At 63.4% G+C, this 14,443-nt stretch carries 14 protein-coding genes; 6 read left to right on the forward strand and 8 right to left on the reverse strand.

Features of this window, described 5'->3' with window-relative positions; translation table 11 throughout:
- Positions 1 to 9: 9 nt before the first annotated feature.
- The 5 genes from ACZ2HM_RS22760 to ACZ2HM_RS22780 form a co-directional block, all read right to left on the reverse strand.
- Positions 10 to 390 (reverse strand): VOC family protein, encoded by a 381-nt coding sequence (locus tag ACZ2HM_RS22760; RefSeq protein WP_470427339.1) that lies wholly within the window; start codon positions 388 to 390, stop codon positions 10 to 12.
- Between the two features lie 8 nt (positions 391 to 398).
- Positions 399 to 2,249, reverse strand: coding sequence for a dihydroxy-acid dehydratase (gene ilvD / locus ACZ2HM_RS22765; protein WP_096062383.1), 1,851 nt, complete (start codon positions 2,247 to 2,249; stop codon positions 399 to 401).
- Positions 2,250 to 2,346: 97 nt separating this feature from the next.
- Positions 2,347 to 2,805, reverse strand: coding sequence for a MaoC family dehydratase (locus tag ACZ2HM_RS22770; RefSeq protein WP_037473660.1), 459 nt, complete (start codon positions 2,803 to 2,805; stop codon positions 2,347 to 2,349).
- A gap of 124 nt (positions 2,806 to 2,929) precedes the next feature.
- On the reverse strand, positions 2,930 to 4,828 hold the full coding sequence (locus ACZ2HM_RS22775) for an acetyl/propionyl/methylcrotonyl-CoA carboxylase subunit alpha (RefSeq protein WP_470427093.1): 1,899 nt from the start codon (positions 4,826 to 4,828) through the stop codon (positions 2,930 to 2,932).
- Positions 4,825 to 5,322, reverse strand: coding sequence for a cysteine peptidase family C39 domain-containing protein (locus ACZ2HM_RS22780; RefSeq protein WP_069064333.1), 498 nt, complete (start codon positions 5,320 to 5,322; stop codon positions 4,825 to 4,827). Before ACZ2HM_RS22780 ends, ACZ2HM_RS22775 begins: the two co-directional genes overlap by 4 nt.
- Before the next feature lie 274 nt (positions 5,323 to 5,596).
- Here ACZ2HM_RS22780 and ACZ2HM_RS22785 point away from each other — a divergent pair, with 274 nt between their 5' ends.
- The gene (locus ACZ2HM_RS22785; RefSeq protein WP_037473656.1) at positions 5,597 to 6,031 is read left to right on the forward strand and encodes an endonuclease domain-containing protein; all 435 of its coding nucleotides are present in this window, start codon (positions 5,597 to 5,599) and stop codon (positions 6,029 to 6,031) included.
- 17 nt (positions 6,032 to 6,048) lie between these two features.
- Here ACZ2HM_RS22785 and ACZ2HM_RS22790 read toward each other — a convergent pair whose 3' ends face one another.
- Positions 6,049 to 7,650, reverse strand: a complete 1,602-nt coding sequence (locus ACZ2HM_RS22790; protein ID WP_470427094.1) for a carboxyl transferase domain-containing protein — start codon at positions 7,648 to 7,650, stop codon at positions 6,049 to 6,051.
- 85 nt (positions 7,651 to 7,735) lie between these two features.
- Complete coding sequence (locus tag ACZ2HM_RS22795) at positions 7,736 to 8,884, reverse strand: isovaleryl-CoA dehydrogenase (protein ID WP_037473652.1); 1,149 nt, start codon at positions 8,882 to 8,884, stop codon at positions 7,736 to 7,738.
- An 86-nt stretch (positions 8,885 to 8,970) separates the two neighbouring features.
- On the opposite strand from ACZ2HM_RS22795, the gene ACZ2HM_RS22800 reads away from it, so the two are divergent.
- Complete coding sequence (locus ACZ2HM_RS22800; RefSeq protein ID WP_313921900.1) at positions 8,971 to 9,840, forward strand: LysR family transcriptional regulator; 870 nt, start codon at positions 8,971 to 8,973, stop codon at positions 9,838 to 9,840.
- Here the strand turns inward: ACZ2HM_RS22800 and ACZ2HM_RS22805 are convergent, their stop codons facing one another.
- Positions 9,841 to 10,470: a TetR/AcrR family transcriptional regulator gene (locus ACZ2HM_RS22805; RefSeq protein ID WP_076605624.1), complete on the reverse strand. Its 630-nt coding sequence runs from the start codon at positions 10,468 to 10,470 to the stop codon at positions 9,841 to 9,843. It abuts the gene before it with no gap.
- An 85-nt stretch (positions 10,471 to 10,555) separates the two neighbouring features.
- Between ACZ2HM_RS22805 and ACZ2HM_RS22810 the strand changes: the two genes are divergently transcribed.
- Genes ACZ2HM_RS22810 through ACZ2HM_RS22825 form a run of 4 tightly spaced genes read left to right on the forward strand, consistent with a single transcriptional unit; the run spans position 10,556 to position 14,440 of the window.
- A complete protein-coding gene (locus ACZ2HM_RS22810; RefSeq protein WP_037480831.1) occupies positions 10,556 to 11,680 on the forward strand; it encodes an acyl-CoA dehydrogenase family protein in 1,125 nt (374 codons plus the stop codon).
- An 11-nt stretch (positions 11,681 to 11,691) separates the two neighbouring features.
- Positions 11,692 to 12,876, forward strand: coding sequence for an acetyl-CoA C-acyltransferase (locus ACZ2HM_RS22815; protein ID WP_470427095.1), 1,185 nt, complete (start codon positions 11,692 to 11,694; stop codon positions 12,874 to 12,876).
- A gap of 20 nt (positions 12,877 to 12,896) precedes the next feature.
- A complete protein-coding gene (locus tag ACZ2HM_RS22820; RefSeq protein ID WP_037480465.1) occupies positions 12,897 to 13,658 on the forward strand; it encodes a 3-hydroxyacyl-CoA dehydrogenase in 762 nt (253 codons plus the stop codon).
- Positions 13,658 to 14,440, forward strand: coding sequence for an enoyl-CoA hydratase/isomerase family protein (locus tag ACZ2HM_RS22825; protein ID WP_037480462.1), 783 nt, complete (start codon positions 13,658 to 13,660; stop codon positions 14,438 to 14,440). The genes ACZ2HM_RS22820 and ACZ2HM_RS22825 overlap by 1 nt, the downstream gene beginning before the upstream one ends.
- Positions 14,441 to 14,443 lie beyond the last annotated feature (3 nt).

Below are 14,443 nucleotides of genomic sequence, written 5' to 3' on the forward strand. Positions count from 1 at the left end.
CGGTGAGGGTCAGGCTTCTTCGTACAGCTCCAGCGGCAGGCCATCGGGGTCACTGAAGAAGGTGAAACGCTGCCCGGTATATTCGTCCACGCGGATCGGCTCGCAGGCCACATCATGCTTTGCGAGGCGCGCGACTTCGGCGTCGATGTCGCGCACCACGAAGGAGAGATGGCGCAGGCCGCAGGCTTCGGGGCGGGAGGGGCGAGGCGGCGGCGCGGGGAAGGAGAAGAGTTCGATCCGGGCATTGCCCGCGTCGAGATCGCACTTCCAGCTATCGCGCGCTTCGCGATAGACCTCATGCAGCACCGGCAGGCCCAGTACGTCGACATAGAAGCGGCGCGAGCGCGCATAGTCCGACCCGATGATCGCGATATGATGAACGCCGCGCAGCATGCTGATTATTTCTCGATCTGGCTGACGTCGCGCACCGCGCCCTTGGCGGCGTTGGTGGTCATCGCGGCATAGGCCCGCAAGGCCGGAGAAACGGCGCGCTTACGGCCAAAGGGTTTCCAGGCCTTGACGCCCATCTTCTCCATTTCGGCGCGGCGCTCGGCCAGTACCGCGTCGTCCAGGTCCAGCTTGATGACGCGGTTGGGAATATCGATGACGATCGGGTCGCCGGTCTGCACCAGCGCGATCAGGCCGCCTTCAGCCGCTTCCGGCGAGACATGGCCGATCGACAGGCCCGACGTGCCGCCCGAAAAGCGCCCGTCGGTGATGAGGGCGCATTCCTTGCCCAGTCCCTTGGATTTCAGATAGCTGGTCGGATAGAGCATTTCCTGCATGCCGGGGCCACCCTTTGGCCCTTCATAGCGGATGACGACGACGTCGCCTGCCTTGACCTCATTGCCGAGAATGCCGACGACCGAGGCATCCTGGCTTTCATAGACGCGCGCGGTGCCGTGGAAGGTCAGGATCGAGTCATCCACGCCTGCCGTCTTCACGATGCAGCCTTCGGGCGCGAGGTTGCCATAGAGGACGGCGAGGCCGCCATCCTTCGAGAAGGGATGCTCGGCCGAGCGGATCACGCCCTTTTCGCGGTCGGTGTCGAGTTCCTCCCAACGCGCCGACTGGCTGAACGCGGTCTGGGTGGGCACGCCACCGGGGGCCGCGCGGAAGAAATTGCGGACTTCCTCGCTATTGGTGCGGCCAATGTCCCAGCGAGCGAGCGCGGCCGCCATGGTCGGGGCGTGAACGGTGGGGAGCGACGTATCGACCAGCCCGGCGCGTTCCAGTTCGCCCAATATCGCCATGATGCCACCGGCGCGATGGACATCCTCCATATGCACGTCCTGCTTGGCGGGTGCGACCTTGCACAGGCAGGGGACGCGGCGCGACAGGCGGTCAATATCGGCCATGGTGAAATCGACCCCGCCTTCATGCGCGGCGGCGAGCAGATGGAGGACGGTGTTGGTGGAGCCGCCCATGGCGATATCGAGGCTCATCGCATTTTCGAACGCGGCGAAGCTGGCGATGGTGCGGGGCAGGGCGGTGTCGTCGTCCTGCTCATAATAGCGTTTGGCGAGATCGACGATGACATGGCCCGCTTCACGGAACAGCCGTTCGCGGTCCGAATGGGTCGCCAGCGTCGAGCCATTGCCCGGCAGTGAGAGGCCGAGCGCTTCGGTCAGGCAGTTCATCGAATTTGCGGTGAACATGCCCGAACAACTGCCGCAGGTGGGGCAGGCGGAGCGTTCGATCGTCTGCACTTCCTCGTCGGTATAGCTTTCGTCGGCGGCGACGACCATGGCATCGACCAGGTCGAGTGCGACCTCCTTGCCACGCATCACGACCTTGCCGGCCTCCATCGGGCCGCCGGAGACGAAGACGGCGGGGATGTTGAGGCGCATGGCGGCCATCAACATGCCGGGTGTGATCTTGTCGCAGTTGGAGATGCAGACCATCGCGTCGGCGCAATGGGCGTTGACCATATATTCGACGCTGTCGGCGATCAGGTCGCGGCTGGGTAGCGAATAGAGCATCCCGCCATGGCCCATGGCGATGCCGTCATCGACCGCGATGGTGTTGAATTCCTTGGCGACGCCGCCTGCCGCCTCAATCTCGCGCGCGACCAGCTGGCCGAGGTCTTTGAGGTGGACATGGCCCGGCACGAACTGGGTGAAGCTGTTGACCACCGCGATGATCGGCTTGCCGAAATCCTCGTCCTTCATCCCCGTTGCCCGCCACAGGCCGCGCGCGCCCGCCATGTTGCGGCCGTGGGTGGTGGTGCGTGAACGATAGGCAGGCATGATGGCGGTCCTTCAGGGCTTTGAGGCGGCCCCTCTACAGCGCAGGGGCCAGCTTTGGAACAAATTATTCCTTTTGGCGGCCCTGTGCGCCATTTTCTTACGCCGCCGCGCCGCTCCCCTGGAGGAGAGCCATGCGCAGGCATTGGCAGACGATCTCGTCGCGCTGGTTGCGCAGGCGATGGGTGAAGGTGACGATGCCTGCGCCGGGCCGCGATTTGCTGGGCTTCAAGTCGGTGACTTCGGAGTCGCAGCGCAGCGTGTCGCCGATGAACACGGGCTTTGGCATCACCAGTCTGTCATAGCCAAGGTTCGCGACGAGCGTGCCGAGCGTCGTGTCGCCCACCGACAGCCCGATCATCAGCGCGAAGGTGAAGGTGCCGTTGACGAGGATCTGGCCGAACTCGCTGGCTTTGGCGAACTCGGCGTCGAGATGCAGCGGCTGCGGATTATGCGTCATCGTCGTGAACAGAAGATTGTCGGTCTCCGTCACGGTGCGGCGGATATCATGGGTGATCGTGTCGCCGATGGTCCATTGATCGTAAAAGCGCCCGGCCATGTTTTTCCCTTAACTTCGCATATTTCCCGCAGTTTTTGACATTATATGCCAAGATGGGGACTGAATATTTCAAACGGAGGGCTGGCCCGCATCATAGCCCGAAAGGCGGGCTGTAGGACAGCGGCTAAGTGGTTTTGGCGATCTTGGCCAACAACACGCCCTCGCTCACCTGACCGCCTTCGGCTGCGTTCAGTTCGGCAACGGTGCCATCGAACGGGGCGATCAGGCTATGCTCCATCTTCATGGCTTCGAGCGTCAGGAGTTTCTGGCCTTTGACTACAGCGTCACCCGCCGCGACGGCAACCGCGATGATGCGACCGGGCATGGGGGAGAGGATCGCACCGTCGGAGGCGGCGTCCGCACCAATGGTTCTGGGAGCAGTGCTGCTGAACAACCAGCTTTGCCCCGCTTCGGTGACGATGATGGTTCCATCAGGGTCGAAATCAGAGGCTAGGCCGGTAAGCACGTCATCGCTTGTAACGTCCGCGACGACGCGCGCGCCGTTCACCTCATAAAGGTCAACGGTCAGCTTTGCGGACGCATTCAATCGGAAGCCCATCAGCCCAACCTTCATGTGCCGCTCATCAACGTCCTCGTAGGTCAACCAATCACGTCGGAACCTGCGACCCGCAGTGAGGATCGTTTTAGGCGAAGGCCCGTCCACATGCGTCAACTTCTCGCCTTCACGCTCGATCAAGCCCGTATCCAGAATACAATCCCGAAAATTCGGCATGGATAAGCAAGCGAAAAGGAAGGCCTTGTTGGTTTTTAATGGACTTATGTAGCTGCGATCCATCCATCTGAGGAGGCCAGTTCGTGCTTCTTCCCGATCAGCGCCATGGCAAATGACTTTAGCTATCATCGGATCGTAGAACGTACTGACGGTGTCGCCTTCGTCCACGCCAGCTTCGACCCGCGCACCTAAATTGAAAACAAATCTTTCGATTTTCCCCGGACTAGGCAGAAAACCCGTCGCTGGATCTTCCGCGTACAGTCGCGCTTCCATGGCGTGGCCGGTGATGTTGAGCTGGTCCTGGGCCAGCGGCAGCGGTTCGCCGCTTGCCACGCGCAACTGCCATTCGACCAAATCGACGCCGGTGATCTCCTCCGTCACGGGATGTTCAACCTGGAGCCGCGTGTTCATTTCCATGAACCAGATGCGGTCAGCGCGCAGGCCTTCGCTGCCGTCGGCGATAAATTCGATCGTGCCTGCGCCGACATAGTTCACCGCTTGCGCGGCGCGGACGGCAGCGGAACAGATCGCCTCGCGGGTCGCTTCGTCCATGCCCGGTGCGGGGGCTTCCTCGATCACCTTCTGGTGGCGGCGCTGGAGCGAGCAGTCGCGTTCGAACAGGTGGACGACATTGCCATGACTGTCGCCGAAGACCTGCACCTCGATATGGCGCGGGTTGGTGACCCATTTTTCGAGCAGGACATGATCATTGCCGAAGCTGGACGCGGCTTCGCGCTGGCAGGAGGTAAGCGCGTCGGCGAAGTCGGCCGGGGCGTCGACCTTGCGCATCCCCTTGCCGCCGCCGCCTGCGACGGCCTTGATGAGGACGGGGTAGCCGATGGCGTCGGCTTGCGCCGCGAGATGGGCGGGGGACTGGTCCGCGCCGAGATAGCCGGGCGTGGTGGGAACGCCTGCATTTTGCATCAATTGCTTGGCGGCGTCCTTGAGACCCATGGCGGTGATGGAGGACGGGTTGGGGCCGACCCAAATGAGGCCCGCGTCGATGACGGCCTGCGCGAACTCGGCATTTTCGGACAGGAAGCCGTAGCCGGGGTGGATCGACTGCGCGCCGGTCTCGCGCGCGGCGGCGATGATGCGGTCGCCCATAAGGTAGGATTCGCGCACCGGGGACGGGCCGATATGGACGGCTTCGTCGGCGGAGCGGACGTGGAGGGCGTTCGCGTCGGCGTCGGAATAGACGGCCACGGTGCGGATGCCCATGGCCCGCGCGGTGCGGATGATACGGCAGGCGATTTCGCCGCGATTGGCGATGAGGAGGGATTGGATCATGATCTTGAAACCGGGTAATAATAAGCGGGAGCAAAGGGCGAAAGGTAACCATAAGGGTCTCTCACGACCTGCATCTTGCCGTCCCAGACCGCCCAATGATCATAGGTTTCAATCGATATTTTTGTGCTTTCGTCGCTCACTCTAACGATGCTTTGCAGGAGCGGTGCCTTGAAGGTAAATCTGGCCCTTTCCGTGACGCCATTCCAAGGATGCAAGCGGCGCTTATCCCAATCTCTTTCCAGAATTGGTCCCCAAAGCAGGGCATCATCTGATATTTTCAGAAGAGTGTGTCTATCCTCGCTGATCTTTATGCCCTCGCCCATCGCATAACCCCGGTTCGCGAAGGCAGCGCGAAGGTCTTTTTCACTAATACCCTCGCGTTCCCAATCCTGCTCACCGCAGACTTCTAGTGCTTTATCTAGGGAAATATCAGCGAGCATTGCCAAACATGCCGGGCCACATCCAAATTCAGCGCTTTGCGCAATCGTCTTCATATTCTCCACTCCATCACAGCGGCAACAGGCCGAAATGCGCTTCCACGTCCGCCAGCACATTCAGCGTCAGGACGAGCGCCATTCCTAGCACGTTGCGGGTCTGCTCCGCGTCTATGACGCCGTCGTTCTACCGCCGCGCGGATGATATGGCAGGCGATTTCGCCGCGGTTGGCGATGAGGAGGTATTGGATCATGGAGCTACTCCAGAAAATCCTCCCCGAGCTTGTCTCGGGGAGGGGGACCATGCGAAGCATGGTGGAGGGGTGATGGCACAATGCTGAAAGATGGGGCGCCCAAGGCACGAACAGCCACTGTGCGCAAAGCCCGGCAGTTGTGCCGCGCGATGACACTGCCGGAAGTGCTTGTCTGGCAAGGTCTTCGTGCGCGACCGAACGGTCTGAAATTTCGTCGGCAGCATCCCAGCGGGCCTTATATTCTGGATTTTTATTGCAGCGATGCACGGCTTGCGATCGAGATCGATGGCGAGGGCCATGCCGACAGATCGCAAATCGAACGGGATGTTGAACGTGACCGATGGTTTGCCGAAGCGAACATCCATACACTGCGCATTGCCGCGCGGGACGTGTTGGCCGATCTGGATGCGGTCACGCGAGAGATCGTGACTGAGGCGACGGCGCGATTGCCCCTCCACCATCCGGCTGCGCCGGACGGTCCCCCTCCCCCAGACGAGCTGGGGGAGGAATTTTAGGGGGGTGCTCACCGCCATCACATCCGGAACAGGCCGAATTGCGCCTTGTCCGGCACCGGCGCATTCAGCGCCGCAGAGAAGGCCAGTCCCAGCACATCGCGCGTTTGTGCTGGGTCGATGACGCCGTCGTCCCACAGGCGGGCGGTGGCGTAATAGGGGTTGCCTTCTTCCTCATATTTCTGGCGGACGGGGGCTTTGAAGGCTTCGGCTTCCTCCGGTGTCCATTTGCTTGCGTCGCGGTGGACGGTGGCCAGCACGGACGCGGCCTGTTCGCCGCCCATCACGCTGATGCGGGCATTGGGCCAGGTGAAGAGGAAGCGGGGTTGATAGGCGCGGCCGCACATGCCGTAATTGCCTGCGCCGAAACTGCCGCCGATCAGGACGGTGACCTTGGGCACCTGCGCGGTGGCGACGGCGGTGACGAGTTTGGCGCCGTGCTTGGCGATCCCCTCCGCCTCATATTTGCCGCCGACCATGAAGCCGGAGATATTCTGGAGGAACAGGAGCGGTATGCGGCGCTGGCAGGCGAGTTCGATGAAATGCGCGCCCTTTTGCGCGCTCTCGCTGAATAGCACGCCGTTATTGGCGAGGATCGCGACGGGCATGCCCCAGATATGGGCGAAGCCGCAGACGAGCGTGGTGCCGTAGAGCGCCTTGAACTCGTGAAACTCACTGCCGTCCACGATGCGCGCGATGATTTCGCGCACGTCATAGGGGGCGCGAACATCGTCGGGGATGATGCCGTAAAGATCGCTGGCATCATATTTGGGCGGGCGCGGTTCGCGCAGGTTGAGGTCCGGCTGGCGATCGGGTTGCAGGGTCGAGACGATGTCGCGGACGATGGTCAGCGCATGATCGTCGCTGTCGGCGACATGATCGACCACGCCCGACTTGCGGCCATGCAGGTCGCCGCCGCCCAGATCTTCGGCGGTGATGACTTCGCCGGTCGCGGCCTGCACCAGCGGCGGACCCGCGAGGAAGATCGTCCCCTGATTGCGGACGATGATGGTTTCGTCGGACATGGCGGGGACATAGGCACCGCCCGCCGTGCAGCTGCCCATGACGCAGGCGATCTGCGGGATGCCCTGTGCCGACAGGTTTGCCTGATTATAGAAGATGCGGCCGAAATGGTCGCGATCAGGGAAGACCTCCGCCTGATTGGGCAGGTTCGCGCCGCCGCTATCGACCAGATAGATGCAGGGCAGGCGGTTTTCGAGCGCGATTTCCTGCGCGCGCAGATGCTTTTTCACGGTGACGGGGTAATAGGTGCCGCCCTTCACCGTGGCGTCGTTGCAACCGATCATGACCTGTCGGCCCGACACCCGGCCAATCCCGGCGATCAGGCCAGCGCCGGGGACTTCATCGCCATAAAGGCCATTGGCGGCAAGCTGGCCGATTTCGAGGAAGGGCGAGCCGGGATCGAGCAGGCGCTCGACGCGGTCGCGGGGCAGGAGTTTGCCGCGCGCGGTGTGCTTGTCGCGCGCACTGACGGAGCCGCCCTGGGCGGCGGCGGCGACCTTGGCGCGCAATTCTTCGGCCAGCGCGCGGTTGTGCGCGACATTGGCGCGGAAGGCTTCGCTATCGCGCAGGACTTTGGTGTCGAGGATGGGTGCGGTCACTTTGGCCCTCTACTTTGTGTTCTGGGGCACCTGCCCCTCCACCACCCTTCGGGCGGTCTCCCTTCCCCAGCAAGCTGAGGGAGGATCATTGTGCGCCGATGACCTCGCGGCCGATCAACATCCGGCGGATTTCGTTGGTGCCGGCACCGATGTCGAGCAGCTTGGCGTCGCGCAGATAGCGTTCGACCGGCCAGTCCTTGGTATAGCCCGCGCCGCCCAAGGCCTGCACGGCTTCGAGCGCGACCTTCACCGCATTTTCCGACGCCAGCAGGATCGCACCCGCCGCGTCGAAGCGGGTTGTGCGCCCGGCGTCACAGGCCTTGGCGACCGCATAGACATAGGCGCGCGCGCTGTTGAGCGCGACATACATGTCGGCGATCTTGGCCTGCATCAACTGGAACGTGCCGATGGCTTTGCCGAACTGCTTGCGGTCGCGGACATAGGGAATGACGGTATCGAGACAGGCTTGCATGATGCCAAGCTGTATGCCCGCCAGCACCGTGCGCTCATAGTCGAGGCCCGACATCAAGATGCCGACGCCGCCATTGAGCGCCCCCATGATATTGTCTTCCGGCACTTCGCAATCGTCGAAGATCAGTTCGGCGGTGGGGCTGCCGCGCATCCCCATCTTGTCGATCTTCTGGCCGATGGAAAAGCCCTTCATCCCCTTTTCGATGAGGAAGGTGGTGAGGCCTTGGCTGCCTTCGCCGGTGCGGGCGTAGACGACCAGCGTGTCGGCATAGGTCGCGTTGGTGATCCAGAACTTGGTGCCGTTGAGGATATAGCGGTCGCCGCGCTTTTCCGCTTTCAGCGTCATCGACACGACGTCCGAACCTGCACCCGCTTCCGACATGGCGAGGCTGCCGACATGCTCGCCGGAGATAAGTTTGGGCAGATATTTCGCTTTTTGCGCGTCGGTGCCCCAGCGGCGGATCTGGTTGACGCAGAGGTTGGAGTGGGCGCCATAGGACAGGCCGATCGAAGCGGAGGCGCGCGCGACTTCCTCTTGCGCCACGACATGGTCGAGATAGCCAAGGCCAAGGCCGCCCCATTCCTCCTCGACCGTGATGCCATGCAGGCCAAGCGCACCCATTTGCGGCCACAGGTCGCGGGGGAACCAGTCCTTGGCGTCGATTTCGGCGGCCAGCGGCGCGATCTTGTCAGCGGCGAAGCGCGCCGTGCTTTCGCGGATCATGTCGGCGGTTTCGCCCAGGGCGAAATCGAAATTGCTCATTGGCCTCTCCTATTTGCCGCAAGACTAACGCAGCCAGCCACCAATTCAAAATTGAAAGAATTGGCAGGGTGTCATAGATGGCATCTATGATCGAACGTTATCAGCTCCGTTATTTCCTGGCCGTGGTCGACCATGGCAATTTTTCACGCGCGGCGGGGCATTGCAATGTGGCGCAGCCGACGCTCTCGGTCGGGATCGCCAAGCTGGAGCGGGCGCTGGGCGGGGTCTTGTTCCTGCGATCGGGGCATCGGGTCGAGCTGACGCAGGCGGGATCGCGCCTGCTGGCCCATGCGCGGCGGATCGAGGGCGAGTTCAACCTGGCGCAGCAGATGCTGGCGGGCGCGGCGCAAGGGCCGCTGACGCGGATGGGGGTGATCCGCAGCCTGCCCGGTGCGACGATCGCAGCGATCACGCGCGCGGCGCGCGGCATCGACCCTGACGCGCGGTTGGAACTGGTGGAAGGGACCGAGCGGGAATTGCTGGGCCATGTTGCGCGCGGACGGATCGACTGTGCGCTGACGTTGGTCGGGCGGGGCAGCGACCGGTTTCTGGAAGAACCGCTACGCGAGGAGGGCTATGCGCTGGCCGTGCCGCTGGATCACCCCGCCGCCGGGCAGGCATCGGTCGCGGCCGAGACGCTGAACGAGGATGTGATGATCGTGCGCCGCCATTGCGAGGTTCTGTCGAATACGAGCCGCTTCTTCACCGAACGCGGCGTGCGGCCGCATTTCGCCTATCGGTCGGTCAATGACGAACGGGTGATGCAGATGGTGGCGGCGGGGGTGGGGATCACGCTGATGCCGATCAGCTATGCCGCGCCGGATGTCGCCCGACCGCGGCTGGCGGGGTTCGACCAGACGCGCACCATCGGGCTGCTCTATGCCACGACGTCCGAAGCGCTGGCCGCGTCACCGCCGCCGATCGTGGCGGCGGCGCGCAGCGTGTTGGCGGACTGATCAGGCGCGCGGGGCGAGGCCGCCGATCAATATATCAACCATCGCGTTGGCGATCTCGCTGGGGGTCAATGGCCCGTCCGGCGCATGCCAGCGGCCCGGCCAGTTGAGCGCACCCGCCAGGGTGAAGGCCGTCATCCGCACATCGACCGGTGCGATCGAGCCATCGGCGATCCCGTCCTCAATCAGCGCCCGGATCGACAGGTCGATCGCCCGCTTGCGCGCACGAAATAGCGCCGCGCCTTCGGGGGAGAGAAATTCGTCGCCGGTGCGCACCACGCATCGACCGAAATCATCCATCATCACCAGCGCATAGCTGCGCAGGACACTGCGTAGTCGGGCGAGGCCATCGCCGGGCTGGGCGCGGGCCGTATCGGCGGCGGCGCTGAGCAATTCCAGCCCGCGCGTCACGCATTCGATCAGCACCTGCTCCTTATTGCCCAGATAATGATAGATGGTCGGCTTGCTGATCCCCAGGCTCGCCGCGACATCATCGAGCGACGTCGCGTGAAAACCGCGTGCGTTGAACATCCGCACTGCTGCACGCAGCACGGCTTCGCGCTTTTCCTCGCGGTCACGCTCGCGCTCTTCGCGCGATCGGAAGGGGGAGGGGGCGGCATTGGGCAGAGGCAAGCTATTCTCCTTACGGCTCCACCCTTGACAAGAAACCTGCGGATAATCAATATACCGACGAGTATATAGGAGACGAATGGGTTTTATGCTGACGGAAATTCAGACGGCCATTCGCGATACGGTGCGCAGTTTCGCGCAGGAAACCATCCGTCCGCATAGCATGCGCTTCGAAGCGGAGGGCGGCTATCCGCCTGAGCTGTTCGAGGAGATGGCAGGCCTCGGCCTGTGGGGCATGACGGCGCCGGAAAGCTATGGCGGGGCGGAGGCGGACGCGGTGTCCTACGCGCTGGCGCTGATCGAACTGGCGGCGGCGGACGGGGCACTGTCCACCATCGTTTCTATCCAGAATAGCATCCTCGTGTCCGGCCTGCTCAAGGATGGTAGCGAGGCGCAGAAGGCGCGCTTCCTGCCCGACCTGATTGGGGGGCGGATCATCGGTGCCTTTGCCCTGACTGAGGCCGATGCCGGATCGGATGCGTCCGCCGTGCGCACCCGCGCGACCAAGGTCGATGGCGGCTGGCGCATTAATGGCTCCAAACAGTTCATCACGTCGGGCAAGATCGCCGGACTGGTAATGGTCGCCGCCGTGACAGATCCCGATGCGGGCAAGAAAGGTCTGTCCGTGTTCATCGTGCCGACCGACCGACCCGGTTTCAGCGTCGACAAGGTCGAGCATAAGTTGGGGCAGGGCGCGTCGGACACCTGCGCGCTGCGGTTCGATGATATGTTCGTCGAGGATGATCTGCTGATCGGCCAGCCGGGGCAGGGCTATCGCATTGCGCTTGCCAATCTGGAGACGGGCCGCATCGGCATCGCCGCGCAATGCGTCGGCATGGCGCAGGCGGCAATGGACATCGCGGTCGCCTATGCCAAGGAACGCCGGAGTTTCGGCAAGCCCATCATGGAGCATCAGGCGGTGGGCTTCCGCCTTGCTGACCTCGCCACCCGGCTGGAGGCGGCGCGGCAGCTGGTGCTGAACGCCGCACGGGTGAAGGATGCGGGCCTGCCCTGCCTGACCGAAGCGTCGATGGCCAAGCTGTTCGCGTCGGAAGCCGCCGAACAGATCGTATCGGGCGCGCTCCAGACGCTGGGTGGCTATGGCTATCTGGAAGAATATGGCGTCGCCAAAATCTATCGCGATGTGCGCGTGTGCCAAATTTACGAGGGCACATCGGACATCCAGCGCATGGTCATCGCGCGCAGTCTTTGAAAGGAATTGATATGCAGGACGATCCGGTAGTTATCGCCAGCTATGCCCGCACGCCGATGGGCGGGTTTCAGGGTGCCTTGTCGGGCCTCAAGGCCACCGAACTGGGCGCGGCGGCAGTCAAGGCCGCGGTCGAGCGGGCGGGCGTTTCGGTCGATGCGGTCGATCGCATCTATATGGGGTGCGTCCTGCCAGCCGGACTGGGGCAGGCGCCGGCGCGGCAAGCGGCATTGGGTGCGGGGCTTGGCCTCAACACCGAAGCCACCACCGTCAACAAGATGTGCGGATCGGGGATGCAGGCCGCGATCATGGCGCATGAAGCGCTGGCATCCGGCGCGGTGGATGTCGTGATTGCAGGCGGGATGGAGAGCATGACCAATGCGCCTTATGCCCTGCCCAAGCATCGTGGCGGGGCGCGGATCGGCCATGACCGGATCATCGACACGATGATGATGGACGGGCTGGAAGATGCCTATGAGCCGGGCAAGGCGATGGGTGTGTTCGCCGAGGAAGCGGTGCGCGATTATCAGTTCACGCGGCAGGATCAGGATGATTATGCCATCCGCTCGCTCGAACGCGCCAATGAGGCGATCGGCAGCGGTGCTTTCGTGCGCGAGATTACGCCGGTGACGGTCAGGGGCCGGGGCGGCGACACGATCGTCGATACCGACGAACAACCGGGCAAGGCACGGCCGGACAAGATTCCCGGCCTCAAGCCCGCTTTCGTCAAGGATGGCACGATCACGGCGGCCAATGCCTCGTCCATTTCGGACGGTGCGGCAGCGTTGGTGATGACGCGGCAGAGCGTCGCGGACAAGCAAGGCATGAAGGTTGTCGCCCGCGTGGTCGCGACCGCAGGGCACGCGCATGAGCCATCGAAATTCACGACCGCACCGGTTCCGGCAATGCGCAAGCTGCTGGAAAAGGCAGGCTGGTCGGTGGACGATGTCGATCTATTCGAGGTCAACGAAGCCTTTGCCGTCGTCGCGATGATCGCCGCCAAGGAATTGGGCATTCCGGCGGAGAAGCTGAACGTCAATGGCGGCGCTACGGCGCTTGGCCATCCGATCGGCGCATCGGGCGCGCGCATCGTCGCGACGTTGATCGGGGCGCTGGAAACGCGCGGGTTGAAGCGCGGCGTCGCCAGCCTGTGCATCGGTGGTGGTGAAGCGACGGCGATGGCGATCGAGCTGGTCTGATAGTTTAGGGGTTGGTTGTTATGGATATCAAAGGTTTGGCCGCCATTGTTACGGGCGGCGCTTCGGGGCTTGGCCGGGCGACCGCGACGATGCTGGCGGCGCAGGGCGCGAAGGTTGCGATCTTCGACTTGAACGAAGAAGCGGGCAAGGCCGTCGCGGCGGAACTGGGCGGGGTCTATGTCTCGGTGAATGTCGCCGATGATGCCAGCGTCGCGGCCGGTTTGGACACGGCGGAGGCCGCGCATGGCGTAGCGCGCATCCTGGTCAACTGCGCGGGGATCGCACCTGCGGTCAAGACGGTGGGCAAGGAGAATGCGCCGCATCCGCTCGATACGTTTGCCAAGACGGTGACCGTCAACCTCATCGGCACATTCAACGTCATTTCCAAATTCTCGGCGCGGCTGGCCGCGGCCGAGGAGATTGACGGCGAGCGTGGTGTTATCGTCAACACCGCATCGGTCGCGGCCTATGACGGGCAGATCGGACAGGCAGCATACAGCGCGTCGAAGGGCGGCGTCGTCGGGATGACATTGCCGATCGCGCGTGACCTGGCGCAACATAAGATTCGCGTCATGACGATCGCGCCGGGCATTTTCTTGACGCCGATGCTCGAAGCCTTCCCGCAGCATGTGCAGGATGCATTGGGCGCGCAGGTGCCGCATCCCAGTCGCCTGGGCAAACCGGCCGAATATGCGCAACTGGTGGAGTCCATCGTCCGCAACCCGATGCTGAACGGCGATGTCATCCGCCTGGACGGTGCAATCCGCATGGCGCCGCGCTGATGGACGGGATCGCCTTTACGGTCGAGGACGGCATCGGGCGGATCACGCTTGACCGGCCAGAGGCAGGCAACGCCATCACTTTGCCGCTGGCGCGCGCGCTGCTGGCGGCCGCGATCCGGTGCCAAACCGACGCGGCGATCCGCTGTATCGTCCTGACCGGCAATGGGCGGTTATTCTGCGCAGGCGGCGATGTGCAATTGCTGGCCGGTGCGGGCGACAAGCGATCGGAAGTGCTGAGCGAATTGATCGCAACCTTTCATGCCGCCGTCGCCCGGCTGGCGCGCGCGCCCAAGCCGCTGGTCACATTGGTCAACGGCCCGGCGGCGGGCGCGGGGTTCAGCCTGGCGATGCTGGGTGACGTGGTAATCGGCGCGCGGTCGGCGCATTTTACCGCCGCTTATGGCGCGATCGGCCTGACGCCGGACGGGGGCCTTAGCTGGTTGCTGCCGCGTCTGGTGGGGTTGCGCAAGGCGCAGGACATCATCCTGACCAACCGCCGGATCAAGGCGGAGGAGGCCGAGGCGATCGGGCTGGTCACGCGGATCGTCGATGACGAAGCGCTGGTCGACGAAGGCCTGCGCGTCGCCACCGCGCTGGCCGATGCGCCGATGGCGGCGCTGGCCGCCAGCCGCGCGCTGCTGGCCGACAGTTTCGAGACCGGGTTGGAGACGCAGCTGGACCGCGAATTGCGGAGCATGGCGGCGGCAGGCGCGGGACAGGAAAGTGAAGAGGGGCTAAGCGCATTGCTTGCAAAACGCCCCGCCAATTTTAGGGGAGTTTGAGAC

It is taken from the genome of Sphingobium sp. KKT206 (assembly GCF_055640555.1).

Excerpts from the sequence above, each read along its gene's own strand:
- ilvD (WP_096062383.1), bottom strand. The coding sequence starts at position 2,249 with ATGCCTGCCTATCGTTCACGCACCACCACCCACGGCCGCAACATGGCG.
- ACZ2HM_RS22770 (WP_037473660.1), bottom strand. The coding sequence starts at position 2,805 with ATGGCCGGGCGCTTTTACGATCAATGGACCATCGGCGACACGATCACC.
- ACZ2HM_RS22775 (WP_470427093.1), bottom strand. The coding sequence starts at position 4,828 with ATGATCCAATCCCTCCTCATCGCCAATCGCGGCGAAATCGCCTGCCGT.
- ACZ2HM_RS22780 (WP_069064333.1), bottom strand. The coding sequence starts at position 5,322 with ATGAAGACGATTGCGCAAAGCGCTGAATTTGGATGTGGCCCGGCATGT.
- ACZ2HM_RS22785 (WP_037473656.1), top strand. The coding sequence starts at position 5,597 with ATGCTGAAAGATGGGGCGCCCAAGGCACGAACAGCCACTGTGCGCAAA.
- ACZ2HM_RS22795 (WP_037473652.1), bottom strand. The coding sequence starts at position 8,884 with ATGAGCAATTTCGATTTCGCCCTGGGCGAAACCGCCGACATGATCCGC.
- ACZ2HM_RS22800 (WP_313921900.1), top strand. The coding sequence starts at position 8,971 with ATGATCGAACGTTATCAGCTCCGTTATTTCCTGGCCGTGGTCGACCAT.
- ACZ2HM_RS22810 (WP_037480831.1), top strand. The coding sequence starts at position 10,556 with ATGCTGACGGAAATTCAGACGGCCATTCGCGATACGGTGCGCAGTTTC.
- ACZ2HM_RS22815 (WP_470427095.1), top strand. The coding sequence starts at position 11,692 with ATGCAGGACGATCCGGTAGTTATCGCCAGCTATGCCCGCACGCCGATG.
- ACZ2HM_RS22820 (WP_037480465.1), top strand. The coding sequence starts at position 12,897 with ATGGATATCAAAGGTTTGGCCGCCATTGTTACGGGCGGCGCTTCGGGG.
- ACZ2HM_RS22825 (WP_037480462.1), top strand. The coding sequence starts at position 13,658 with ATGGACGGGATCGCCTTTACGGTCGAGGACGGCATCGGGCGGATCACG.